This window comes from Thalassotalea psychrophila (assembly GCF_031583595.1).
Taxonomy (GTDB): Bacteria; Pseudomonadota; Gammaproteobacteria; order Enterobacterales; family Alteromonadaceae; genus Thalassotalea_A; species Thalassotalea_A psychrophila.
The window spans coordinates 3,033,071-3,059,123 of sequence record NZ_CP134145.1 but is presented as its reverse complement, the minus strand read 5'-3'; the positions used below and the strand labels follow the sequence as shown (position 1 = coordinate 3,059,123).

21 protein-coding genes are annotated in these 26,053 nt (G+C 36.7%); 15 read left to right on the top strand and 6 right to left on the bottom strand.

All coding sequences use genetic code 11. From position 1 onward, the window contains the following. Nucleotides 1–45: 45 nt before the first annotated feature. The 5 genes from RGQ13_RS12485 to fadD all read left to right on the top strand — a co-directional run bounded on the left by RGQ13_RS12485 (nucleotide 46) and on the right by fadD (nucleotide 6,392). Nucleotides 46–2,025 carry an ATP-dependent DNA helicase gene (locus tag RGQ13_RS12485; protein WP_348390081.1) on the top strand — a complete coding sequence of 660 codons (1,980 nt, stop codon included), beginning with the start codon at nucleotides 46–48 and terminating at the stop codon, nucleotides 2,023–2,025. Between the two features lie 59 nt (nucleotides 2,026–2,084). Then, on the top strand, nucleotides 2,085–2,786 hold the full coding sequence (gene tsaB, locus RGQ13_RS12480; RefSeq protein WP_348390080.1) for a tRNA (adenosine(37)-N6)-threonylcarbamoyltransferase complex dimerization subunit type 1 TsaB: 702 nt from the start codon (nucleotides 2,085–2,087) through the stop codon (nucleotides 2,784–2,786). Nucleotides 2,787–2,902: 116 nt separating this feature from the next. Continuing rightward, the gene (locus RGQ13_RS12475; protein WP_348390079.1) at nucleotides 2,903–3,502 is read left to right on the top strand and encodes a M50 family metallopeptidase; all 600 of its coding nucleotides are present in this window, start codon (nucleotides 2,903–2,905) and stop codon (nucleotides 3,500–3,502) included. 22 nt (nucleotides 3,503–3,524) lie between these two features. Next, on the top strand, nucleotides 3,525–4,391 hold the full coding sequence (locus RGQ13_RS12470; protein ID WP_348390078.1) for an alpha/beta fold hydrolase: 867 nt from the start codon (nucleotides 3,525–3,527) through the stop codon (nucleotides 4,389–4,391). A 345-nt stretch (nucleotides 4,392–4,736) separates the two neighbouring features. Further along, nucleotides 4,737–6,392, top strand: a complete 1,656-nt coding sequence (fadD, locus tag RGQ13_RS12465) for a long-chain-fatty-acid--CoA ligase FadD (RefSeq protein ID WP_348390077.1) — start codon at nucleotides 4,737–4,739, stop codon at nucleotides 6,390–6,392. A 114-nt stretch (nucleotides 6,393–6,506) separates the two neighbouring features. Here fadD and cysZ read toward each other — a convergent pair whose 3' ends face one another. Further along, on the bottom strand, nucleotides 6,507–7,259 hold the full coding sequence (gene cysZ, locus RGQ13_RS12460; RefSeq protein ID WP_348390076.1) for a sulfate transporter CysZ: 753 nt from the start codon (nucleotides 7,257–7,259) through the stop codon (nucleotides 6,507–6,509). A 184-nt stretch (nucleotides 7,260–7,443) separates the two neighbouring features. Here cysZ and smc point away from each other — a divergent pair, with 184 nt between their 5' ends. The 3 genes from smc to RGQ13_RS12445 all read left to right on the top strand — a co-directional run bounded on the left by smc (nucleotide 7,444) and on the right by RGQ13_RS12445 (nucleotide 14,256). Continuing rightward, nucleotides 7,444–10,932, top strand: coding sequence for a chromosome segregation protein SMC (gene smc, locus RGQ13_RS12455; RefSeq protein ID WP_348390075.1), 3,489 nt, complete (start codon nucleotides 7,444–7,446; stop codon nucleotides 10,930–10,932). Nucleotides 10,933–10,944: 12 nt separating this feature from the next. After that, nucleotides 10,945–12,135, top strand: coding sequence for a cell division protein ZipA (zipA, locus tag RGQ13_RS12450; protein ID WP_348390074.1), 1,191 nt, complete (start codon nucleotides 10,945–10,947; stop codon nucleotides 12,133–12,135). A gap of 171 nt (nucleotides 12,136–12,306) precedes the next feature. Then, nucleotides 12,307–14,256 (top strand): helix-hairpin-helix domain-containing protein, encoded by a 1,950-nt coding sequence (locus RGQ13_RS12445; RefSeq protein ID WP_348390073.1) that lies wholly within the window; start codon nucleotides 12,307–12,309, stop codon nucleotides 14,254–14,256. 164 nt (nucleotides 14,257–14,420) lie between these two features. On the opposite strand, the gene RGQ13_RS12440 is transcribed toward RGQ13_RS12445, so the two are convergent. The 3 genes from RGQ13_RS12440 to RGQ13_RS12430 all read right to left on the bottom strand — a co-directional run bounded on the left by RGQ13_RS12440 (nucleotide 14,421) and on the right by RGQ13_RS12430 (nucleotide 16,742). After that, the gene (locus RGQ13_RS12440) at nucleotides 14,421–15,107 is read right to left on the bottom strand and encodes an NAD(P)H-binding protein (protein ID WP_348390072.1); all 687 of its coding nucleotides are present in this window, start codon (nucleotides 15,105–15,107) and stop codon (nucleotides 14,421–14,423) included. Between the two features lie 778 nt (nucleotides 15,108–15,885). Beyond that, nucleotides 15,886–16,317, bottom strand: a complete 432-nt coding sequence (locus RGQ13_RS12435) for a DUF6691 family protein (protein WP_348390071.1) — start codon at nucleotides 16,315–16,317, stop codon at nucleotides 15,886–15,888. A gap of 2 nt (nucleotides 16,318–16,319) precedes the next feature. Then, on the bottom strand, nucleotides 16,320–16,742 hold the full coding sequence (locus RGQ13_RS12430; RefSeq protein ID WP_348390070.1) for a YeeE/YedE family protein: 423 nt from the start codon (nucleotides 16,740–16,742) through the stop codon (nucleotides 16,320–16,322). Between the two features lie 95 nt (nucleotides 16,743–16,837). Between RGQ13_RS12430 and RGQ13_RS12425 the strand changes: the two genes are divergently transcribed. Next, entirely contained in the window at nucleotides 16,838–17,758 is a 921-nt protein-coding gene (locus RGQ13_RS12425) for a LysR substrate-binding domain-containing protein (RefSeq protein WP_348390069.1), read from the top strand. Between the two features lie 125 nt (nucleotides 17,759–17,883). Then, nucleotides 17,884–18,153 (top strand): hypothetical protein, encoded by a 270-nt coding sequence (locus tag RGQ13_RS12420; protein ID WP_348390068.1) that lies wholly within the window; start codon nucleotides 17,884–17,886, stop codon nucleotides 18,151–18,153. A 44-nt stretch (nucleotides 18,154–18,197) separates the two neighbouring features. Here the strand turns inward: RGQ13_RS12420 and RGQ13_RS12415 are convergent, their stop codons facing one another. Next, complete coding sequence (locus RGQ13_RS12415; RefSeq protein WP_348390067.1) at nucleotides 18,198–19,433, bottom strand: retropepsin-like aspartic protease family protein; 1,236 nt, start codon at nucleotides 19,431–19,433, stop codon at nucleotides 18,198–18,200. 224 nt (nucleotides 19,434–19,657) lie between these two features. On the opposite strand from RGQ13_RS12415, the gene RGQ13_RS12410 reads away from it, so the two are divergent. Beyond that, nucleotides 19,658–20,563 (top strand): FAD:protein FMN transferase, encoded by a 906-nt coding sequence (locus RGQ13_RS12410; RefSeq protein ID WP_348390066.1) that lies wholly within the window; start codon nucleotides 19,658–19,660, stop codon nucleotides 20,561–20,563. A 226-nt stretch (nucleotides 20,564–20,789) separates the two neighbouring features. After that, entirely contained in the window at nucleotides 20,790–20,996 is a 207-nt protein-coding gene (locus tag RGQ13_RS12405) for a cold-shock protein (protein WP_348390065.1), read from the top strand. Between the two features lie 350 nt (nucleotides 20,997–21,346). Here the strand turns inward: RGQ13_RS12405 and RGQ13_RS12400 are convergent, their stop codons facing one another. Further along, a complete protein-coding gene (locus tag RGQ13_RS12400) occupies nucleotides 21,347–23,230 on the bottom strand; it encodes a DUF885 domain-containing protein (protein ID WP_348390064.1) in 1,884 nt (627 codons plus the stop codon). Nucleotides 23,231–23,370: 140 nt separating this feature from the next. On the opposite strand from RGQ13_RS12400, the gene RGQ13_RS12395 reads away from it, so the two are divergent. The 3 genes from RGQ13_RS12395 (at nucleotide 23,371) to dapB (ending at nucleotide 25,914) form a co-directional block, all read left to right on the top strand. After that, entirely contained in the window at nucleotides 23,371–24,228 is an 858-nt protein-coding gene (locus RGQ13_RS12395) for a M48 family metallopeptidase (RefSeq protein WP_348390063.1), read from the top strand. 138 nt (nucleotides 24,229–24,366) lie between these two features. Then, on the top strand, nucleotides 24,367–24,981 hold the full coding sequence (locus tag RGQ13_RS12390) for an FKBP-type peptidyl-prolyl cis-trans isomerase (RefSeq protein WP_348390062.1): 615 nt from the start codon (nucleotides 24,367–24,369) through the stop codon (nucleotides 24,979–24,981). A gap of 132 nt (nucleotides 24,982–25,113) precedes the next feature. Continuing rightward, complete coding sequence (dapB, locus tag RGQ13_RS12385) at nucleotides 25,114–25,914, top strand: 4-hydroxy-tetrahydrodipicolinate reductase (RefSeq protein ID WP_348390061.1); 801 nt, start codon at nucleotides 25,114–25,116, stop codon at nucleotides 25,912–25,914. Nucleotides 25,915–26,053: the final 139 nt, after the last annotated feature.

Here is a 26,053-nt window from a genome sequence, read left to right as displayed (position 1 = left end):
GTTATAATATTGCTTTCTTCCCTTTACGAAAAGCAAACTTAATTAATGACCAGCTTAACTACCTCTGTTGCTAAAGCTTTTGCTAGTGATGGTCCTCTTGCTAAAGTTATTCCCGGATTTAATCCTCGCCAAGCACAAGTTGAAATGGCAACTGAAGTGGAAGTTGCCATACAAAAGAAGACTAATTTAATTGTAGAAGCTGGCACAGGTACAGGTAAAACTTTTGCCTACCTTATTCCTGCATTAGCTTCAAAAAAGAAAGTAATTGTTTCAACAGGAACAAAAAATTTGCAGGAGCAGCTTTTTCATAAAGACCTACCTCTCGTTAAAAAAGCCTTAAACAGTGGCCATAAAACGGCGCTGCTAAAAGGCCGTTCTAATTACTTATGCTTATTTCGTTTAGAAGAAAATTTTTCCAGTTCATCTGAAAAACGTCATCAAGTAGGTGGCGCGCTAAATGCGCAAACATTGCAAGATCTTGTTGCTGTAAGGCAATGGTCAAGCATTACTCAATCTGGAGATATTGGCGAATTAACAAATGTTGCTGAAGATTCCTTAATATTTGGTCAAATTACCTCTACTACTGATAATTGTTTAGGCCGAAACTGTCCTGACTATGAAAAGTGTTACTTAGTTAAAGCTAGAGAAAGAGCGATTGAGGCAGACCTAATTGTTGTAAATCATCATCTATTTTTTGCTGATATGGCACTTAAAGATACTGGCTTTGGTGAGTTAATTCCTAAATCTGATGTAGTAATTTTTGATGAAGCCCATCAATTAGGCGATATTGCCAGTGAGTATTTTGGTCAAGCTTTTTCGACCAAGCAATTACTTGAGCTTGCCCTTGATTGTTTACAGCAATATAAAGTTGATTTAACCGATGTAAAGCAGCTTGCCAAGGCGGCTGAAAAGTTACAACGTGCGGCAGGGGATTTTAGGCTGCTTTTTGCTCAAGATCCTGAACGAGGAAATTGGCGTCATAAAGTGAATCAGCCACAATTTTCTCGAGCCTTTGCTCAACTGCATACCGATTTAAAGTTTTTATTTGATGTTTTAAAAATATGTGTGTCACGCAGTGAAGCGATAGACAATTGTTTTGATAGAGCAACTGAGCTATTAACTAAATACGATATAATGAATAATACTGAAGAGTTTGGTATGAGTTTATGGTATGAAACTACCCGTCGCCATGTTGTATTGCATCAAACACCGTTGTCTGTAGCCGATAAATTTCAACATTTCATTGATGAATCAGACTCTGCATGGGTGTTTACCTCAGCAACCTTAGCGGTAAATGGAAGTTTTAGTCATTTTAGTGAAGAGCTAGGGTTAGCAAAAGCAAAGCAATTATTACTGGAAAGTCCATTTAATTACCCTGCGCAATCAAAACTGTTTGTGCCTAGATATTTACCAGAAGCAAATCACCACACTCGGGGCCAAGCGTTAGTTAATATTGCGATACCATTGATAAAAGCCAGTAACGGCAGTTGTTTTTTATTGTTCACCTCTTATCGAATGCTAAATCAAGTAGCTGAGTTATTAAGCGATGAAATCGATAACCCTTTATTGGTACAAGGACAAATGGCGAAGAGTGTGTTGTTAGATAACTTTGTTGAACAAAAAAATGCGGTGTTATTGGCAACCGCCTCTTTTTGGGAAGGGGTTGATGTTAGAGGTGATAACTTAACTTGTGTTATCATCGATAAATTGCCGTTTAGCGCACCCGATGAACCATTACTGCAAGCTAAAAGTGAAGATGTTAAACGCAAAGGCGGAGATCCCTTTGGACAAATTCAACTCCCGCAGGCGGTTATTGCGTTGAAGCAAGGTGTTGGCCGGTTAATTCGAGATGTGAGCGATCAAGGTGTACTCGCTATATGTGATAGCCGTATAGTCAATCGCCCATACGGACAAGTATTCTTAGCAAGTTTGCCTGATATGGATCGAACCAGAGATATAAATAGTGCGGTTAAATTTTTACAGCGTATCAATACCGCAAAAAACATCGATAATGATATAGACTAATCATATTCAAATAATCATCACCAAAATGATTTGATTTTAATTGTAAAGAGAGACAAATAGTGAATTACTTGGCCATTGATGCCTCTACAGAAGCTTGTTCTGTAGCCTTGACATTTCAAGGTGAAATTTATAGCCGTTATGAGTTATGCCCGCAATCACACAGTTTATTGTTACTGCCTATGGTCGACGAAGTCTTACAAGAAGCAGGGGTTAAACTGAACCAGTTAGATGGCTTGATCTATGGTCGTGGTCCAGGAAGTTTTACCGGTGTGAGAATTGGTATAGGCGTAGCGCAAGGGTTAGGGTATTCGGCCAAGTTAAAGTTGGTCGGTGTTTCAACATTGCAAACCATGGCGCAGTTAGCGTATTTAAATCATGGTCACAGCCAGGTGATTTCGGCTATTGATGCCCGAATGAATGAGGCTTATTGTGGGCTGTTCGCTGTTGATGAAAACCAGATCATGCAAGCTTTAATTCCTGAAGCCGTAATCGCTCCTGAGCTTGTAGATGAATTAACTAAACAAGCTAGAATTTCAGCTAATTTAGTCGGCGTCGGAAGCGCTTGGGCTGCTTATCCGCAGCAACTGAGCAATATTGAACAGTTAATTATTAATCAAAATGTTGAATTTCCTAATGCTGTTGCCATGTTACCTATTGGTATAAAAGAGTTTGAAAATGGCAATGCTCTTGCCGCTCAAGATGCTCAACCTGTGTATTTACGTGATACGGTTACCTGGAAAAAATTACCGGGTAGAGAATAACTATAAGTGTGTAAACACTGGAGATTAAAATTTCAACTAAACATAAAACTGTTGCAACGTCAGCTAGTAATACGACATCAATATATCAATTCTTAACAACCAATTTCTGGTCGTTGTTGGTTATTGCTTTTGTATTAAAAGAAACGCCATATTTAGGTATTCCATTTAATTGGTTGGAAAGTTTCTTTCATGAATTAAGTCATGGCTTAGCTGCCATTGTTACTGGTGGAAAAATACTGCAAATTGAACTATTTCCCAATGGTGCAGGACTATGTACAACCCAAGGTGGTATCGCGTTAATCATTGCTTTTTCAGGTTATGCAGGAGCTGTTGGTTGGGGCGTATTGATCTTTAAAATTGCAGATTTGAAATCTTCAATCAGTCGTTATTTTAGTTTGTTTATTGTTTTGCTGTTAGCTATGTCTTGCCTTTTGTGGGTGCGTGATTTACTTACTTTAGTTATTATTTTAATCCTTATTGCCACCTTTGCCTTAAGCATAAAGATTTCTCATTTTAATTTTTTACCGGTTATATTAAAGCTGTTTGCGCTTATGGTGTTATTAAACAGTTTGAGCTCACCTTTATATTTAATTGATGGCCGTGGTATTGGAGATGGTAGTGCATTAGCTGATATTACATTTATTCCAGAAATAATATGGATTTTAATTTGGTCAGCAATTGGTATTTATTCAATATTCAAATTATCAAAAAAATAAACTTTTCATTTAAGGATTCACTTTGATTCGTGACGTAAACTACAACCTTGCTCATGGTAAAATCGCAGGCATCAACTTGGGTAACCCAAAAGCTCCAGTAATTTTATGTTTACATGGATGGCTTGATAACTGTGCCAGCTTTCTACCATTTTTTAATACATTAATAGCTCAAAAAAGCGAATTGCTAACTCAATACCAGTTTGTTGCTATTGATTGGCCCGGACACGGTCACTCTGATCACCGAAGTCCTGATGCGCATTATCACTTTATCGATTGGAGCTATGATGTATTGCAATTAGTTGACATTAATCAATGGCAACAAATCAACATAATAGGCCATTCAATGGGCGGCATGGCAGCCACACTATTTACTTCGGCATTTAATGACAAAGTCGATAAATTGATATTGATCGAAGCCATAGGCTTATTAACGCAAAACGAAAACCCTAGTGAACAATTACGCAAAGGCATGCTAAGTAGGTTACAACTTCAACATAAACAAGCGACAGTTCATAAATGTGTAGAAGGGGCGGTAAAGGCAAGAATGAATGTTTCAGACTTGGGCAATCAAGAAGCTAAATTGCTGGTTGAACGTAGCTTACATGACGTTGAAGATGGCGTCACTTGGCGCTCAGATGCTAGATTGAGAAATATTTCACCGCAACGTTTTTCATTGAAGCAAGCTATTCAAATTGTCTCTAATTTACATTGTCCGGTAACCCTAACAATTGGTGAGAATGGCTTTGATATGATTCAAACAGGGGTGAAAGTTTTTGCTGAACATATCTCTAATTATCAACAATACACTATTAAAGGAGGACATCACCCTCATATGGAAAGTCCTGCAGCTTTTGTTGATATTATTGATAAAACTCTCAGAGAAAATTAATTCAATCTTTTCTGGTCATACCTCTTGCAATTGTTTCTATCTGTGAAATGATAAGTGACCAAAAATTAAGTTGACTATACCCATAACAAATAATTATATCGGTATAGATCGAGTGAAAAATAAAAATAAGGGTAGCGGTTATTATGAACCGTAAATGATCCCTAATACCGATTCCATTAATTATGTGATCTACTTTATAGTGAGGAAAAAGGGATAAATACAAGGCATAAAATTTTATAAGTAGTTATCTACTTAAAGATTTTATAACGCAGTAGTTATTCATTTTAACCAGTATAAATGAGCAGATGATTGATGGACTTGGTATAAGATAACAGGAGATGTAGTGTGGAAAAAATTTGGCTGGAAAAAAGTTACCCTCCAGGAGTGCCATTTGAGATAGATGCTGACAAATATAAGTCGTTAGCTGAAATGTTTTTCCAATACAGCAACAAGTATGCTGATAAGACCGCATTCATCAATATGGATGTATCGATTACATATCGACAATTAGAACAGCAAGCGAAATCATTTGCCGCCTATTTGCAAAATACTTTAGCAATGAAAAAAGGTGAAAAACTTGCCATCATGGTGCCTAATTCATTGCAATACCCTATAGCCCTATTTGGCGGCTTAATAGCTGGGGTTACCATTGTTAATGTAAACCCACTATATACGGCACGCGAGCTTAAGCATCAATTAAATGACTCTGGCGCTAAAGCCATCGTTATTATTGAAAACTTTGCCCATACCCTAGAAGAAATTATTGCTGACACCTCAGTGGAACATGTGATTTTAACATCATTAGGCGATCGCTTAGGTGCCGTTAAAGGTACAGTGGTTAACTTAGTGGTAAAGTATATTAAAAAAATGGTGCCTAAGTTTAATTTAGCTAACACGATCCCATTTAATCATGTGGTCGCTAAAGGAGGTCCAGAAAAGTTTACTCCAGTAGACATTAGCGGTGAAGACTTAGCCTTTTTACAATATACCGGTGGAACAACAGGAGTTTCTAAAGGTGCAATGTTAACGCACCGCAATTTGGTTGCCAACTTAGAGCAAGCTAAAGGCGCTTTAAAACCTGTACTTGTTGAAGGTGAAGAATTTGTTGTTACCGCGTTGCCGCTTTATCATATTTTTGCTTTAACCGCTAATTGCTTAACATTTTTAACGCTAGGCGGTACGAACCTATTGATCACTAACCCGAGAGATATGCCAGGCTTTGTAAAAGAGTTATCTAAATACAAATTTACTGTAATTACTGGTGTAAATACTTTATTTAATGGCCTGTTAAATACTCCAGGGTTTAAAAATTTAGACTTTAGTAAATTAAAAGTTGCTATGGGAGGAGGCATGGCCGTACAAAAACCTGTGGCTGAGCGTTGGCAACATGTAACCAAGACTGGTTTGATTGAAGGTTATGGTTTAACCGAGTGTTCACCGTTTGTGACTATAAGCCCTTATAATTTGGAAGGTTATGATGGCAGCATAGGTATACCCGCACCATCAACGGATATCAAAATTATTGCTGATGATGGCAGTGAATGTAGTCTTGGTGAACCCGGAGAAATGTATGTAAAAGGCCCTCAGGTAATGAAAGGTTATTACAACCGTATCGAAGCGACTAACGAAATTTTAAACGATGGCTGGCTGGCAACCGGTGATATTGCCTCTGTGGATGAACGTGGTTTTTTCAATATTGTAGACCGTAAGAAAGACATGATCATTGTTTCTGGCTTCAACGTATTTCCTAACGAAATAGAAGAAGTTGTTATGATGCACCCTAGTGTTTTAGAAGTTGCTGCTATTGGCGTTCCTCATGAGGTAAACGGCGAAAGTGTCAAAATATTTGTGGTGAAAAAAGATCCTGCACTTACCGAAAAAGATTTAATAAGTCATTGTCGCAGTAACTTAACTAATTATAAAGTTCCTAAACTGATTGAATTTAGAGATGAGTTACCAAAATCAAATGTTGGTAAAATACTGAGAAAAGAACTTAGATAGTTTTTTCGCGCGTTAAACTAGCAGGTGCAGATACATGGGGTCAGACCAAAACCTATTATTTTTAAATAGGGTTTTGCTCTGACCCCAGTTCCATATAACCGGAACTAGTTAACATTATAAGGTATTATAATCTTTCTTAAAGTGATCAACCCACATAGCTGTTGCGCCACATATTGCAACAGGCATTAAGACTAAATTTACTATTGGGATCATTGCAAAAATGGTAACCGTTAAGCCAAAACTGTAGCACTTGCCTTTATGCTCAGTAAGCTTATTACGCATCTCAATAAAACCAATTTTATGATTATCAAAAGGGTAGTCGCAATATTGTACAGCCATCATCCAGGCAACAAAGGCTAACCAAATTACTTGGCCAAAAACAGGTATAATCCATAGAATTAAGAAAAAACCTAATGCTCTAGGTAAGTAATAAACCAGCTTACGCCACTCGCGTGACAACGTTCGGGGTATATCTTTAACAACATCGGAAAAGCCGCCATCATTGATAGATTGTCCTGTAAGGTGTTGTTCTAACTTTTCGCTTAATAACCCGTTAAAAGGTGCGGCAAGCCAGTTTGCCACGGTTGAAAATAAAAATGAAAAACAAATTAACGCTGTGATATAAAGCAATGGCTCTGCAAAGTAAGTTAACCAACTTAACCCTTCGGGTAACCAGTTTTCAAATGACACGATTAGATCAGAAATGTAACTACTTAAGTAGTAAAAAGCTGAGGCAAACAGAATTAAATTCACCAATAATGGTACAAACACAAATCGTCTGAGCCCTGGTGTTCTAATGAGTTTAAAACCTTGCATAAAATAACCAGCTCCGCTTTGGGCAATTGGCTGTTGAATGCTTAATGTCATTGAATTTTCCTTACACAATATATTTGTTGTTAGTATAACTAAACTTATGGCAATTCAAAGCCAATAACTGTTACAAACCATGTGTTTATTTGCTAAGGTAATAAAGATAAAGTATCTACCTGTATAAGATCTGATATTGAATATCAAACGTTTACTAGTAATCGAATAAAAACAATAACAATCAATGCGCCTAAAAACTATAAAATTAGCTGGATTTAAATCTTTTGTTGATGTCACGACTGTGCCGTTCCCTGAAGAAATGACCGCTATTGTTGGCCCAAATGGTTGTGGTAAATCTAATATTATCGATGCAGTGCGTTGGGTGCTTGGCGAAAGTTCAGCTAAAAACTTACGCGGTGATAGTATGACCGATGTTATTTTCAATGGCTCTAGCGCTAGAAAGCCTGTAGGGCAAGCAAGTGTTGAACTTCTGTTTGACAATACTGACCAACGAATTCAAGGCTCGATGGCAGATCGAAACGAAATATCAATCCGCCGTATTGTTAATAGAGACTCGCAAAATACTTATTACCTAAATGGTAGTAAATGTCGCCGTAAAGATATAACCGATATCTTCCTAGGTACCGGTCTAGGTCCAAGAAGTTATGCCATTATTGAACAAGGCATGATTTCAAAATTAATTGAATCAAAACCCCAAGATCTTCGAGTGTTTATTGAAGAGGCCGCTGGCGTATCTAAATACAAAGAACGCCGTCGAGAAACCGAAATTCGTATTCGTCACACTCGTGAAAATTTATCTCGATTAGCTGATATCAGGCAAGAGCTTGGTATACAAATAGAACGATTGCATGGGCAATCACAAGCCGCAGTTAGATTTAAACAATTAAAAGTAAAAGAGCGCACTTTAAAAGCGGAATTAACAGCGATAAAGTGGCGCTACTGCCAAGATAAATTACAAAAATTTAAATTGCTAGAGCTGAGCCTAGAACGCAAAATAGATGAATTAGTTGCCGAGCAAAGAGCATCTGAACTCGCTATTGTAAATGCTAAAAATACTCAAGATGAGGGGGCAGATAAAATTGCTGTACTGCAACAGCATAAATTAGTTTTAACTACTGAAATTACACGTTTAGAGCAAAATATCAAACATGCTAAGCAGCGTAAGATAAGCCTTAGCGAGGATGTAAAAAGGTTAGATGAAAATAGCCTTCGTAATCGAGAATACTTAAATCAAGAGCTAAAAAAGCAGCAAAACTTAAAAAGTTTGATTGTTGACTTAGTACCATGCCTAAAAGAGAGCGGTACTCAAATTAAGCAATTAAGCAAACAGTTACTCGATATTCAACATCGCCAACATGCTTGGCAGACACATTGGGACAATTTTGTTCAAACACAATCATCTCACACCAATGCTGTAAATGTTATTGCCACCAAAGTGCAGTCAACAAGTGACTTGATGAATAAAACTGAACAACGAATTGAGTCTATAAAACAACAACTTACTAGTTATCAACTAGAGCCTTTAAAAAGCAAGATTGTCCAAAACCAGGATGATATTGAAGAACAGAAAATGGTCGTTGAACAGTCATCTGCAGATGTTGAACAGTATACAGAGCAATATCTGATAGCAATTACAGCGCAGGACAAAAGCAAAACTCTATTTGAGCAAATATCCACTGAGTTGCAAACATTACAGTCAAGGCAGCAAGCACTAAGCGAGATTAATAATCAACGTTCAGATTGGCAAATAAAACAAAAAGACTACTTGCAATCAATGGGGATAGATACGCAGAACAGTTTAAGTGAGCAACTACTCGTTACTCCCGGTTGGGAAAGTGCGGTAGAGATGGTACTAGGCCAGTGGTTAAATGCTATTTGTTTAGATGATTTTCCTGATCATTTCGACTTGGATGTTGCCTTGTGGGTCAGTCAAACTGAAAACCAGAAACTAAGCTCTGCGAAGCCAAATACATTGGCTCAATTTGTTCAAGGCCAGCATCCGTTCTATGAACTACTAAGTAGGGTTAAAGTTGCCCAAACAGAGACTCAAGCCAAGCACATGGCTGAACAATTAACCGATGACAATGCCTCGGTGATATGTCCACAAGGGGCTTGGTTTGGGCGTTCATGGCTTAAAAAAGGCGCAATTGAGCAACATACAGGGCAGTTAAAACGACATAATCAACTTATTGATTTAGCAGCAAATATTAAAAATAAACAGACTGAATTTGAAATTCATCAACAAGCACTTGGTGAATTGCAAGAAAAAAATATTAGACTGAATGCAAGTCTTGAGCAGAACAAGCAACAACTACAACAAAGTAAGCAAGTACTTTTGCAAAGTGAACAAGAAAATCATTTACTTGATCAAGAGTTACAGTTCAAGAGAACTCAGCAACAAAGCTTACAAGATGAATTACTAAAGCAAGAAACTGCTCTTAATGAAGAGTTATATACCTATGAACAGGTTTTAGCAGAGCAAGCGGCTTTAGCTCAATCAGATCAAAATGACAATCAAGTTGGTGAAACATTACAACTTGAACGCACAACTTTAGTTCAGCAATTGCAAGATGCTCAATTAAACTTACAGCATGCCACTAATGAAAATCATCAACAAAATTTAGCCAAAGAAAAAGCAAAAACTGAACTAGAGTCTGTTGAGGCTGTACTCGTGCGAGTGCAAGAGCAATTGTTAACACTAGAACAGCAAAAACAACAGTTAGTATCTACAGTCCAAGAAAATGATCAGCCGATTATAGCTGAGCAAGAAAAGTTGCAAAGTTTATTGCTACAAGGCGCCGAAAATGATCAGCAGCAACAAACAGTTAACAAGCAACTTATCGAATCTAACAATCAAATAGAACAATTTAACAGCAGTCAACAGCGCTTATTAACATTAATAGCAGTGCAAAGAGATAAATTATCTCAACTTCATGTAGATGCGCAGACCTATAATGTTCGTGCTAAAACAGCAATTGAACAACTTGAGGAAATGCAACAAACACTAGCAGCTGTATTAGATAATTTAACTACTGATGCTAAAGAGTCACAATGGCAAATACAGCTTGCTCGAGTGACTAAAGAAATATCTCAACTTGGCGCGATTAATTTAGCCGCTATAGAAGAATTTGAGTTGCAGTCACAAAGAAAAGAATTTTTAGATAAACAAAACGACGATTTAGAGTCTGCTCTGCATACCCTTGAGTCAGCAATAGATAAAATAGATAAAGAAACTCGACAAAAATTTAAAGAAACATTTGAACAGGTTAATAATGATCTTAAAATATTGTTTCCAAAAGTTTTCGGTGGAGGTAGTGCGTACCTTGATTTAACTGGTGAAGATTTGCTCGATACAGGGGTAACTATCATGGCAAGACCGCCTGGCAAAAAAAATAGCACGATTCACTTACTTTCTGGTGGAGAAAAAGCGCTAACCGCATTATCATTAGTATTCGCAATATTTAGGTTGAATCCAGCACCTTTTTGTATGTTGGATGAAGTGGATGCGCCACTTGATGACGCAAATGTTGGCCGATTCTGTAAATTGGTTGAAGAAATGTCACAAACTGTGCAATTTATCTATATAAGTCATAATAAAATAGCTATGGAAATGGCTTCACACTTAACAGGTGTTACCATGCATGAACCAGGAGTTTCACGTATGGTAGCGGTTGATATTGATGAAGCGGTTGCTATGGCAGAAGCAGTATAAGCAGGCTTGGTAATGGAATTAAATTTTAGAACAATATTAATAATTATTAGTGTGATCGTTATCGGTGGCATCTATTTTCATGGTCGTTTAAAGATCCGCAAAGGAGGTAAAAATCCTTATAAACTGAAAGCAAAAGTTGTAGAAGACGATTTTGCCGAGGAAGAGGCGCGTAACTATGATACCCAAGGTTTTGATCAAGACGGAGTAGGACGTCCTAAACCAATTACCCTTGATGCTGCTGAAATGCCAGAGCTTACAGAACAACAATCAGCTGATTTGCAAGCTAATACGCCGCCACCAATTGAAGATGATCAATTGGCAGAGCAAGCGCCAACATTTTCTGATATTGAAGTTTTGGAACAATCAGCGCCAATTGAAGATGTTGAAGCTGATATGACAACTAAAACTGAAGCTGTTTTTAAAGATCCTGTTAGTGTTAAGAAAAGTTCAGTAAAGAAAGTTGCAACTGCAACTGCCACTGTAAAAGCAAAGCCTGAGACAGTAGTTGACTCTAGCGAGCCAGTGTTTACAGTGTCTGAAACTATCGTTGAAGATGAACTTCCGACGATAAGCGCTTTACCAGAAGTAGAGCCAGTAAACGTTGTTGAAGCTGATAAGCCCGTTAAAGTTAAAGCTAAAACGAAAATTGAGGCTAAAGTACAGTCAGAAAACGTGCAGCCTATTGGCAAAACTAAAAGTCGAGCTGAATTAAAGCGAGATCAACTCGAAATGGATTTTGATCGCGCCAATAACAACCGTAAAGTTGAAATAGAGCAAGAAGTCTTAGCATTATCGGTTGTCGTGAATGAGAACCAGTTAATTTCAGGTGCGGCTTTATTACCTAACTTTTTAACGTTAGGGTTAAAATTTGGTGAAATGAACATTTTTCATCGCCACCAAGATAATGCTGGCAATGGTAAAATTACCTTCTCTGTCGCCAATATGGTTAACCCAGGCACCTTCGATTTAGATAACATGGAAAGCTTTTCTACCAAAGGCATCACTTTATTTATGACTCTGCCAAATGCTGGGGACCCGGTAAAAGTATTCAAACAAATGCTTAGCGCTGCTAAACAAGTCGCGAATGAATTTGGCGGACAAGTACTTGATGGTCAACGCAGTGTTATGACTAAACAAACCGAACAACATTATTTAAGTAAAATTAGAGAATTTGATCGCAAGGCCCGCTTGGCCGGTTACTAATTTTTCAAGCCTCCAGTTGGAGGCTTTTTACTTCAGGGACGAAGGAATGCCAACTTAACATGGATGTTATAAAGTTGGCTCACTTCAGGGACGAAGGAATGCCAACTCTTGGTAGCTGAGTTTTTTATATTCAGGGACGTATTTTTTCAATAAACCAAAATAGTAGAGTTAATGTTAAAATTTAATCAAAATCAATTATCAATCATTGCACAACTTAACCAATCACCAGACGTTTCTGCTATTGAGTCATTGTTTAATGAGCAAAACGTAAGTGAAATATCCCTAGGCAATCTATTAATTATTCTTGAAATTTCTAATGCTTTATATCGTTCGGGCCATCCGGTTATCGATGATCAGGTTTATGATGCCGTCTACTTGCAAGAATTGAAGAATAGAAAACAAGAGCATCCATTTTTAACCACTGTTGAACCCGAAGTTATTATTGATAGTAAAACAGTTGCTCTACCTAAAAAAATGCTTTCTACAGATAAAGCCTATTCATTTGAAGAAATAAGAAAATGGATAGAGCGGTTAATCAAAGCAGCAAATGAACTGAATATCGAACATTCAAAAATAAATATTAGAGTTACGCCAAAACTTGACGGTTATGCGGCATATGATGATGGCTCTAAGCTTTACACTCGTGGTGATGGTAGTCGCGGTCAAGATATCACTAGAGCGTTCAAACGCGGCCTAAAGGTAGCTGATGAGGGCGCTCGAGGGCAAGGGCCCGGTGAGATTGTGATCAAAAAAAGCTATTTTGATAATGTGTTAAGCGAAAGCTTTGAAAACTCCAGAAACATACAAGCCGCGATCATTGCTGAAAAGAAAGTCGATAAAGCCGTGCAAATAGCGATAGATGCTGGAGCTTGTGTCTTTTATCCATTTTCATCAATTACCAACTGGACCGGACATTACACTGAAGTATTAAGTGATTTTGAACCTATAGTTGAGAGAATTTGGAACGCGGTTGATTATGATATAGACGGCGTTATTTTCGAAGTGACTAATGACGAAATAAAACAGCTTATGGGAGCAACTAGGCATCATCATCGTTGGCAGATAGCGTTTAAAGTGAATGATGAGTCAGCAGAAGTTAAAGTACTAAAAGTGATCCCGCAAACGTCTAGAACGGGAAGAGTTTCTCCTGTTGCTGAATTAGAGCCGACAAAATTAAGCGGTGCAACAATAAGTCGCGCAACCGTACATCACTATAATATGGTTAAAGCCAATGGCGTTGGTCCTGGAGCTGTTGTGCAGCTTGTAAGAAGTGGCCTGGTCATACCTAAAATAGAAAAAGTAATAACAGCGGTAACTCCACAGCTACCAACAGATTGTCCCAGTTGTGGTACTCATATTATCTGGGAGTCGGATCATTTGGTTTGCCCAAATAAAACAGACTGTCCAGCACAAACAGAAAATACTTTAGTGCACTTTTTCAAAACCTTAGGTAATAACGATGGCTTTGGACCGAAAGTCATTGAAAAACTTCATCAACATGGACTTAAACGAATTCATGAGATTTATGATGAAGCAAAAAATAAATTTACAGGGTTTGGCTTCGGTGATAAAACCGCACAAAACCTAGTAGAACAGTTAAAAGCCAGCAGAGAAATTGAAATAGAAGATTGGCGATTCCTTGCCGCTTTCGGGGTGAGTAGACTTGCGGGAGGTAATTGCGAAAAACTATTGCAACATCACTCCATAGATGAACTTTTTGATGCCAGTGTTGATGATTTAGTCAAACTTGATGGGTTTGCCCAAGTAAGTGCTGAAGCGATTGTTGAGGGGTTGGAAAACGTAAGAGAAGAGTACTTCAAGCTTAAGCCGCTAAACTTCAACTTAGCTATAACGACTAAAGTTTCTGAGCAAACAACTGTTGCAACACCAGTCTTTGGAAAGTTAATCGTATTCACCGGAACTATGTTACAAGGCTCTCGTGGCGATATGGAAAAACAAGCTAAAGCTCTTGGGGCTAAAGTGGGCAAATCGGTTTCCAGTAAAACCTCTTACCTTGTTGCCGGCGAAAAAGTAGGAGCCAATAAAATCAATGCAGCTAAAGATAAAGGCGTAACGGTTTTATCTGAGCAAGAGTACCTTGAATTATTAGCAAGCAATTAGTTATACCAATCCGTATAATTATCTGCTCATTGAGTAACTTATAGAAACTACGTATAAGTTACCCTTCGGGAATGTTTATAAAGCTTGATACGTCCTGAAATTTTAAAAAGATATGAATAACTATCTATCCAAAATTTTAGTTGTTCTAAATCATCCTCAATTGATCACATTATTACGCGAACTGGTATTAGCTTAACAACATCTTTGATGGCTTGATTTTCTATTATTTGAAATGGCAAGCTAGGTTGCTCATTATTAGCAATTGTGACCATTGCTTTTGCTAAAACTTTAGCTTCAATGGGCTTTAACGTTTTTAGTGGGCCTATAAACACGAATGAGAACACATTACATAAGATGGCTGTAATGTGTTCTGCCAATCTAAACTCATTTCTGTCACCCAGCAATAAACTTGGTCTAAATACATAGGTTGCATTTAAATTTAAGGTTTTCAACTTGGCCTCCATTTTTCCTTTTGTTTGATTGTAAAATGAGCTGGATTTAGGGTTCGCGCCTAGTGCACTAACCACTAAGAATTTTTTTACTCTATGAATTTTAGCTAATTTGGCAATAGTAATAACTAAGTTAAGATCAATGCTAGAAAATGCAATACGACTACCTGCCTTTTTAATGGTTGTACCCAAGCAACAATATACTTCATCAACAGCAAATAAGTTGCTCTCGTTGTCTAGAACATCAAAATCGACAATCACTTGGCTAAGTTTTTCATGTGTAATCAATATCGGGCGCCTAACTGCGATAACTACACGATTGTATTGATCACTTTCTAGCAAAAATTGTAAACAATGTTGGCCGGTAAGTCCTGAAGAGCCAAACAGTAAAACAGATTTCATATATTTGTCGCCTTATACTATTTTGGAGTAAAGAATAGCATTTTTAGAATAATTGTTAATTAAAGAATGAATGAAAATTCACGTGAAAATATTATAAAAATTTTAATAAAAAACGCTTGCAAATTTTAAGGGCAATAAGAATAGGGGGTGCGAAAAGTTATCCACTGATTCTGTGCAAAACTTTTTAATTTGCCAACTTGTGTACTGTAATTAAAATGTAACTGCAATGTAATCTTACAAAATTCTGTAATTGTAAATCATAGCTTACCTTATAGTCCGCATTTTATAAGGGCAAATGGTTTATGCACAAAGTTATGCACAGGTAATATTGTCGAAATATTTAGTCCCATGTGTTTGATGATTTTGAGCTTTTGCATAATATTCAGCAAAAATGAATAAACGAACTTTGCAATGAAATTAATTTTAAAACTTAATATGCTGAAAATAAGTGGCATAGATTTTAATATTTGAGTTAAATTTGTACATAGTACTGTATATTGCTACAGCCCTTAAGTTAAAGGCTGTGCGGAGGGGGGAGGGCAAATTGTTTACTACGAAATGTTAGTCAGTTTGACTCTATGTTTTAAATATTGAGTCTAAGTCATTTAAAATAATGACTTAGATACTTGGTAAGTATTTAATTTGTACAAAAAAACAATTTTTAAATTGTGCTGTATTTATTATCCGTCAGAAGTAATGCGCCATTTTTAACGTTCCAACTTAGTTATCAACAGCGTAAATAACGCATCATATTAGTGCAAATGGACGTAGAAAACTGCTAGTTTAATTTTCTTGCCACAAACATACCGACAAACATTATTAGAATGAAGACCAATATTTTTTCATTTCCAACACTGAGATTAGCTATGGCAGGCCCAGGACAAATTCCTGATATTCCCCAACCTATACCAAAAGTTCCAGCACCAATAAGTAACTTTTTATCGACATTTTTAGCGGCTGGCAGATCGAAAGTATTGCTCAATATTGGTTTTTTCATTCGTTTTACCAAAAGTTGATAACCGAGAATGTAAATGATCAACCCTCCGCCCATAACGAAGGCTAAGCTGGCATCCCATTGACCAATAACATCAAGGAAATTGAGTACCTTCTGTGGGTCAACCATTTGCGCCACGGTTAAGCCTGCACCAAAAACTAAGCCACAAACTAATGCAACTAAATTATTTGCCGGTGTGTTATTAGCTAATGCCATAGTTATGCTCCTAAAATATGACGAATTAGATAAACGGTAATAATCGCTGAACCCATAAATGTTATTGTTGCGACAATTGAACGTTTTGAAAAACGACCTATGCCACAAATACCATGACCACTTGTACAACCTGAGCCATATCTAGAGCCAAAACCAACGAAGAAACCTCCAACGATAATAGCTGACCAACTAAGATCAATTTGTTGAGGTAAAACAAAGCCAAAAGGCATAGCCAGTAAGGGCCCTAAAATTAAGCCAAGCATGAAAAAGACTTGCCAGCTTAATGTAATTGGAAATTTATTGAATACTTGAGCAAAAATCCCTGAAATTCCGGCAATTTTCCCGTTTAGCAATAAAAGTAGTAAACCTGATGAACCAATGATTAAGCCACCAATCAACGCACTTAAAGGAGTAAATTCTGTCATGTCACATCCATAGAGTTAACATTTATTTAACTTTTTTGTAGTTGATATAGTATAGTTTAATTCATCTGTACTATGGAATATTACTTTTACTATTTATGTCTAGAAAATTACCAGCATTACATCTATTTAGTATTTTTGAATCGGCAGCAAGACTTGAAAGTTTTAAACTTGCCAGTGAGGAGCTTTTTATAACCCCGTCTGCTGTGAGCCACCAAATTAAATCCTTGGAAGAGTTTATCGGTTTTGAATTATTTATTCGTAAATCACGAGGCGTAAAAGTAAATGCTGCAGGTAAAATGTACCTCGATTACGTTCAACAGTCACTAGCTTTACTTGAGCAGGGGACTAAGTCGATTAAAAATAAATACCTATCGCCTAGTCTTAAAATATCAACATTTCCTACTATGGCAGCAAACGTCATAATTCCACAATTAAATTCTTTTCAACAAGCACATGCAGATATTGATATCCGAATAGAAACAGGCATGAATGTTGCAGATTTACGTTATGAAGATTTTGATTTAGCGATCCGAATTGGCCGGGGAGATTGGGAAGGCGTTGAAGTAAGAAAGTTAATGGATATTAAAATTGCTGCAGTTTGCACAACTGAATTTGTAAATAAATATAACTTAACTGATTTATCACAGCTAGGTGATGTGCCACTTATCGATTTATCCAACATGGACAGTATTTGGCAAACGTGGGCCAAAGCATTTGATATTAATGATTTAGCTTTAAAACACCAGCTAACGTTTAGTAATTACGATACAGCCTTACAAGCAGCAGAGCAGGGGTTAGGCTTAGCTCTTGCAATGCTCCCTATTGAAAATTTATTATTAGAACGAAAATTACTTATTAACCCGTTTGATCTCACGGTGAACTATCCCTTGTCACTTTACGCGGTTTATCGTAAAGAAGACAAAAATCGACATGAAATACACTGTTTTTTAGATTGGCTTGAAAAATTCCCCGGGCTAGCAAGCTGTACTTCTAGTGCTATTGCCAGTTCAAGTTAATAGATAGAATTCTATAGGTGAATTTAATTCATCTATAGAGTGAATATTATCCTTTTGTAAAAATGCCGTTCAATTTCTATTATTTGCCTTATCAACAAATACTAAGTTTTGATAAGGACAGGAAAATGATCACTCGCAGCCAAATTACCTTTTACCGTACTGTTGCTTCAATTATTGTTGCAACACCATTAATCATCGAAATAAGTTTTCAATGGCAAATTTTGTACGCTTTACTGTACTTTCCATTGGCTAGTTTAATATTAGCCATGGTAGCTAAGTATATTGATTATAAGTTGATGGCAGCATTGTTGTTACAAGAAAAACAACAAATACTGAGTAATAAAGTATTGCCGTTGCAACAGCCTGCTGGGCAATTGCATAAATGTGCAGCCTAATAACAACAACATTGTAGGCGTTTGTTGTGGTATGTCTGTTTGGTCTAATGTGGAGTTAAAAATAACAATGCATTTTTTTGATCAATTTCAAATTTAAAATGCTGTAAAAAATTCATCCCTAATAAGCCATCAGCTTTGTCGAAATTATTTAAATCCATGACGACGACTTCAAAATCATATACCGCTCTACCAGCTAACCAAAATTCATCAATAGTTATTGAAAATGCTGTCTCATTACCACCTGCTGTATTGATGTTTAATTTACGTTTTGTTTTTATATTGTCAGTGCTTAATAATTTTTGATAAAAAGCCGTAGAAATTACAGTTAAAGATGCTCCGGTATCGATCATTAACTGTGCAGTATGTTGGTTATTTAATATTGCTTCGACAATATAATGTTGGCCTTGTTGAGTTAATTTTATCCCTTCATCGGCTAATACTATCGAGTCGATTAATGTATTTAAGGCATTAATTTGAGTTGTGTAATTATTCCCGTACTTAATATTTTCTAAATAATTTATGGCTGTTTCAATCTCATTAAGATGAATGTAGGCTTCCGCAAGGGCAAGCTGATAGGGTGGGTAATCGATATCATTAACTATAAGTGGCTTAGAAAAATTTATTATGCTCTGCCATGATTTTTGGTTTTTTAACGTTTTAATATGATGTTGAAAAAGCTGATGGGCTTGATGACTCCATGATTCTTCTTTATCTCGATTAAATGCATTTGCGATTAATTGATAATATATAGTCATTGCCAAATCTGGTTTGTTCACAGCAACAAGCCAGTCAATTTTAAGTTGAAGCCATTGTTCATCTAAAGGAAATCTGGCTAAGTAAGCTTGTAAAAAACTGCTTAGCAAACTAAATTTTCGATTTAATATCCATTGTTTGCCTACAGCTAGCCATTGTTCATTAACTAAATCACTGCTAGTTTTGTTTATCATTGCTATTTGTTCAAGATGATCTATTGCAGCAATAAATTGGTTGGCAAAAAATAACTGCTCTGCTTTAGCGATTAATAAATTTATTTCTGCTGATTGCTTATTATTTTCTTGATAATTATTGGCAAGTACAGCTAACTTGTTATCTGCAACAAGGGGAGTAAGTGATTCATTGTTCGCAACATTATCGTTTTGCTTAATTACATTATTTGTTTTGTTTTTATAAAGATTACCCTGAACAAATGTTTGTTCATTTATTTTTTTTAGTAAATAAATGTTAGTACCTATAGATACAGCTAATAAAGTACTTAGTAGCACAACGAGTTTAACGCTCAAAATTAATCCTTCATAAATGAACACAAGTTATTATACCAAGTCCATTAATTATCTGCTCATTTTTGCTCACTAAAAAGTAGAACACATAATTAGTGGAATTGGTATTACTGCCTATCGATGATAGCAATGAATCTACTAGTGTTTTTTTCGAATACTCCTTATAGTAAAGTTTAATACCAATTAAAGTAAGCCTTTGATTTTAATTAATTCCCTTTAAATACTTTATGCCTCAAATTAAACGTAAAAGAAATATTAGTTATTGTTCAACTGAATTTGGCTTTAAAGTTGAATTTAATGCTATGGCTAGCCCATGTGAATTACTGATCAATTCAACCGATAGAAATATAGCCATACGTGTTGGTGAAGCAGTTTCGAATGAAGCTTGGCGTATTGAAGATAAATACTCTCGCTATCTTTCATCGAGTATATGCTCAAAAATAAATACCAGTAACGGCCAAGCTGTACCAATAGATGCTGAAACTTATAAATTACTCGACTTTGCTAAGCAATGTTTTCTGATCAGTGATGGTGCATTTGATATAACTTCGGGTGTATTACGGCAAGCTTGGAAATTTGATGGTAGGGCTCGCATTCCTAAACAAAATCAAATTTCAACGTTGCTGCCTAAAGTCGGTTTCAATAAAATTTCCTTAACCCAAGATTCGATTACTCTTGAGTCTGGAATGGAGATTGATCTAGGTGGTCTTGGTAAAGAATATGCTGTAGATACCAGTTTATTGCTTGCTAAGAAGCTAACTAATATACCGATATTAATTAACTTTGGTGGTGATGTTGCTGCCTCAAGCCCGCAACTAACAGGACAGCCATGGCATGTTGGTATTGAGCATCCTGGTTTTGAAGATAAACAACCTTTTATTGTTTCAATTAGTGCTGGCGCTATAGCAACAAGTGGTGAAGCTCGTCGTTTCTTATCAAAAAATGGACAACGGTACTCCCATATATTAAATCCCAAAACAGGTTGGTCGGTGCTAAATGCACCAAAATCTATAACTGTGGCCGCACCTAACTGTATTCAAGCAGGTTTTATTGCAACATTAGCGTTATTACAAGGTGAAAATGCTGAAGATTTTTTAAAAAAACAAAATATTGATCATTGGTGTATTTGGTAATAGTGTTAATTGGTACATTTGATAATAAAATATATATGATCTGGGTTAGACTTGCTATATACTGCATTATGTTTACAATATTGGGCAGGTAAAATATTGTTTTTTAGATAAAAAAATATTTTATTGCACAAAAATCATGAATTTTCACACTAAGCCGTTTTTAACGACTATAATGAAATTTCAGTACAACGCGTAAATTAATACAATTTAAATTAAAGAGAAGAATATGAGTAAAGGTACAGTAAAATGGTTCAACGCCGATAAAGGCTTCGGATTTATCACTCCTGAAAATGGCGGCAAAGATTTATTCGTTCACCATTCAGAAATCCAAAGTGGCGGCGGTTACGCAACACTTAACGACGGTCAATCTGTTGAGTACACTGAAGGCGAAGGCCAGAAGGGTCCATGTGCTACTAATGTGGTTCCTCTTTAATTTAAATTAAAGATTACATTAAGTATTTTTAAAAACGCCGAACACATTAATGTGTTCGGCGTTTTTTTTGCACAGGGAAGTGCTTATCCTCCTGTACCATGGATGGGGAAAAGGGAGGGTTACTTCAAATCCGCGCCCTAATTAGTTTCGGTCCATGGAATTGGGGTCAGAGCAAAACCCTATTTTAAAATAGGTTTTGGTCTGACCCCGTGTAGCTGCACCTGCTACCTCATCCGGTTGGCGTGAATTTATTCAGACGTTATATTCAAAAACTTATCTTTAATCACTATACCTATAGAGATCGAATTCTGCGCTCTTAGTTTCTTGTTCCTAGTCCCTAGCTTCTCTGATTATTTTTCCGCAATCCAGTCATTCACTTTTTGCTCTAAAATACTTAATGGTAAAGCTCCATTAAGTAGTACAACATCATGAAATTCTGCTATGTCGAAACGATTACCTAGAAGCTTTTTAGCCTGCTTTCTAAGTTCAAGTATTTTCAACATACCTAATTTATACCCAAGGGCTTGTCCTGGCCAAACCATATATCGTTCTACTTCTGCCTTTGCTTCTGAGTGTGGGGCACCTGTATTTTCAGTCATATAAGTTATAGCTTGTTCTCGAGTCCACTTTTTATGATGTAGGCCTGTATCGATTACCAATCGCACAGCTCTAAAAATTTCAGCTTTTAAACGACCTAAGTTGCTATAAGGATCTTGATCATACATACCCATTTCATAAGCGACTTGTTCGGCATATAAGGCCCAACCTTCAACGTATGCATTGTAAGCGGCAAATTTTCTCAGTAATGGCAGCTTAGTTTGTGCCATATTTAGCGAGGCTTGCCAATGATGACCCGGATTAGTCTCATGAAATGTTAATGTTGGTAGATCAAATTTTGCCAAGTTTTCAATATCTCTTAAATTGATCCAAAAAACTCCTGGTTTTGAGCCATCTAAACTGGGAGGGTTATATTGACCTCCAGATGTACCATCCTCAATCTCCTTAGGAAATGCCTTCACTGCTACTTTATAACTAATTGGTGTTTTAAACTGAGTAGGCATAATTTTATTTATGGCTTTAATTTGCGCGTTTAAATCAATAATAACTTGTTGTCTACCTTGTTCTGTATCTGTATAGGCAAACCTTGGCTCTTTTGCCAGAGCAATTAATCGTTGGGCAACGCTGCCTTGGGAATAATTCAATTGCTGCAATATTGAATCCATATCGGCATTAATTCGTGCTACCTCTTTAAGACCTAATGCATGAATTTCATCAGCAGATAAGTTTGAGTTAGCTTGAGTTTTAATGGTGTACTGATAAAACCGTTCGCCACCAGGTTGCGCCCATATACCGTCACTTTTAGGAGCCTTGTCTTGTACGCTTTTAACTGCTTGTGTTACTTCTATAAATGCTGGATATATTTTTGTGGTTAGTATGGTTACTGCTTTACTAAGTAATAACTCTTTATCTGCGCTGTTTATTTGCGATAAGTTATCTAATGAGTCACTAAAATGAGTGAGTAAAGTATTCTTTTGTACAGGGATTTCAGTATAGCCAGTTAAGTAATCGACGCTAGATTTAATTATTGCCGTCGGCGGAATCCACCCTTGTTGGCTGTCTTTAATAAATACTTGTTCAACTTGCTGTATTTGCTTGGCAAAGGCTTCCAGACGAGAAATATAATCATTAGCGTCTTTAATAGAAGCTATTTGTTTCCCATCGGTAAAGGTATAAAGTGTATCGACCAATGGACCATTAATTTGACTAATAATAAACGGTTGATGACCAAAGTATGAATCAATAAAGCCGATGTCATGTTCAGGTGAACCGGCAAAGTAACGATATAAATTTGCCATTACTTGACGATTATCTTCATCAATATCTTCGTGGTTACTTTCTAGGTTTGCTAATAATTGAGCTATTTTTGCCAAATTCTGTCTAAACTCGGCAGAGGCTTCAATATCGTAATTATCGAGAAGGTTATGGTAATAAAACCCCGCATCAGAATTTTTAACGCCAATCATTGAAGCAAATTGCGGTTTGTATTTAAGAAACTCTTTTGTTGATTTATCGATCGTTTCATAAAGAGATATTTGTTCTGGTTCGGCAACAGAGGTGATGACTTCTATTTTAGGCTTTACTTTAGATTCAACTATGGTAATTGTTTGCTCCTGATCAGAACAGCTTACACATAATAAGGCTGCAGGGAACAATAATGATAATGATATTTTCATTTTGAGTAGTCTCTGAACTCGTTAATAAATCGATGTTATATTTAGTTTACCGTATTATTTTTAATAAGTTATATAATTTTGCTTTGTTTTGGACGGTGAAGCTTTTACAATTTAATTATCAAAACTAAATAAGTATATTTATGAAAAAAACACTGTTAATTACCCTTACCGTATTCACATTGATTGCCTGTAGTACATCGCCTACGGGTAGAAGGCAGGTACTTCTTCATTCATCTAGCGAACTTGATAAAATGGGAGCGCAATCATTTGAACAAATGAAAGAGCAAGAACCCATCAGTAAAGATAAAAAAGTAAATCAATTTGTGCAATGTGTTGCTAATTATATCACCCCAAATGTTAAGTCAACGGTTCATAAAGGTGAATGGGAAATTGTTGTTTTTGATTCTGAGCAAGTTAATGCCTTTGCACTTCCTGGTGGAAAAATTGGTGTTTACACCGGTATTTTAAATGTTACTGAAAATGCTGATCAGCTTGCGGCTATCATTGGTCATGAAGTAGGGCATGTAATAGCCCAGCATTCAAATGAACGATTATCATCAAACCAATTATCAAAAGGTGCTTTGGTTGTTGCAGGTGCTGCGGCAGCTTCGAGTGATATTGATAATAAAGCGCTAGTTGTAGCTGGTGCTGCCGTTGGCATGAAATATCTCTTGTTAATGCCGTACGGTAGGGCACATGAATCCGAAGCCGATATTATTGGACAAGATTTAATGGCCAAATCAGGTTTTGATCCTAGAGCCAGTGTTAAATTATGGCAGAATATGGCAAAGCTAAGTAAAGATGCGCCACCAGAATTTTTCTCTACTCATCCATCCAATCAAACTCGAATTTCTGACTTAACAAAGCATTTGCAGGTTTCTGAACCATTGTACGCCCAGCGTAACGTGAACCCTGAATGTATCAAACCAGTTATTCCTAAACCTAAAAGCAAAGCAAAGCCGGTCACTAAAGAGGTTGATGATTCTAAAAAAGGTTAAAAATTAATTAATTGAGATTAATTGAGATTAATTGTTAAAATCCCTAAAAAATAGCCTGTTTTTTAGGGGGAACCTCTACAGTAATTGCCTTTACTATGCTAAACTTGCCGCCGAATTTATTCCGAACAAGAAAGAAATATGTCTGATTTTACAAGTATTGAACAACGCGTAAGTTACGGCGTTGGCCGCCAATTAGGTGAGCAGTTACGTAACAACCCATTTAAAGATTTTGAAGTTGCCGCTGTACAAGCTGGTATTGCTGATGCTTTAGCTGATGCTGCTAGCCAAGTAAGTCAAGAAGACTTACAAGCTGCTTTCACTGTTGTGTCTGAAAAACTTCAAGCACAAGAAGCTGAATTAGCAAAAGAAGCTTCATCTGCAGGCGAAGCATACTTAGCAGAAAATGCTAAGCGTGACGACGTTATTGTTACTGAATCAGGTCTTCAATATGAAGTACTTGAAGCTGGCGATGGCGACAAGCCAACTGCTGCTAGCACTGTTAGTTGTCACTACCACGGTACATTTACTGACGGTAGCGTATTTGATTCATCTGTTGAACGTGGCCAACCGGCTGAGTTTCCAGTAGGTGGCGTTATCGCTGGTTGGACTGAAGCATTACAAATGATGGCTGTTGGTTCAAAATGGCGTTTACATGTACCATACAACTTAGCGTACGGTGAGCGTGGCTCACAGGGTGCAATCCCTCCTTACGCTACTTTAGTATTTGACGTTGAGCTTCTAGCTATCGTTTAATTCTATTATTTAAAGCCGGGTTTTCCCGGCTTTTTATTGTAATTAAAACACTAGTTTTATTTACTATAATTAACTTTTTATATAGCCAAGTAATTATAGTAAATAAGATTAACTAATAAGAAGAGTAAAGAAATGACAAAAGTTGCCATTTTAGGTTGTGGCGGCCGCATGGGTCGAAATTTATTACAAGCTGCACTTGAACACGAGAAAGTTGAATTGGTTGGTGGCTATGTTCGTCAATCATCTAGTTTGAATGGTGTTGATGCTGGTGAGCTTTGTGGTCTTGGGCTAAAAGGCTGTCCGGTAACTTCAGAACTTAATGATTTAGTTGCTGCCGATGTGTTTATCGACTTCACTTCTATTGAGTCAACTAAAGCACACGTTAAATGGTGTAACGATAACAATAAAGCAATAGTTATTGGCACAACAGGGTTCAGTGACAATGAAGTTAGTGAACTGCAACAGCTTGGGAAAGACATACCTGTTGTTTTAGCTCCTAATACCAGCGTAGGTGTTAACTTATTATTTAAGTTATTAGAAATTACTTCGAAAGCAATTGGTAATGACAGCGATATTGAAATTTTTGAAGCGCACCATCGCTTTAAAAAAGATGCTCCGTCTGGCACCGCAATGAAAATGGGCCAGGTAATTGCTGATACGTTAAACCGTGATTTAAATAAAGTTGCTGTCTATGGTCGCGAAGGCATAACGGAAGAGCGAGCAAAAGATACTATCGGTTTTGCTACAGTACGAGCTGGCGATATTATTGGTGAGCATACGGCATTTTTTGCTGATCTTGGTGAACGCTTAGAAATAACTCATAAAGCGACCTCTAGAATGACATTTGCTCTTGGTGCAATGAGAGCAGCAGCATGGCTTAAAAATGCACCAATTGGATTTTTTGACATGCAAGATGTACTTGGATTGAAGTAGATAACTACATGTTTTGCAGGTTTGAATGCCTTTTTACTTTAAGTTGCAATAAAACTGCAAAAATCTTTTAAATTGTTATGGACGAATTGAGCTGTAACGCGTAAAATACGCCGATTTTGCCAAAAAATAAATTTTGGCA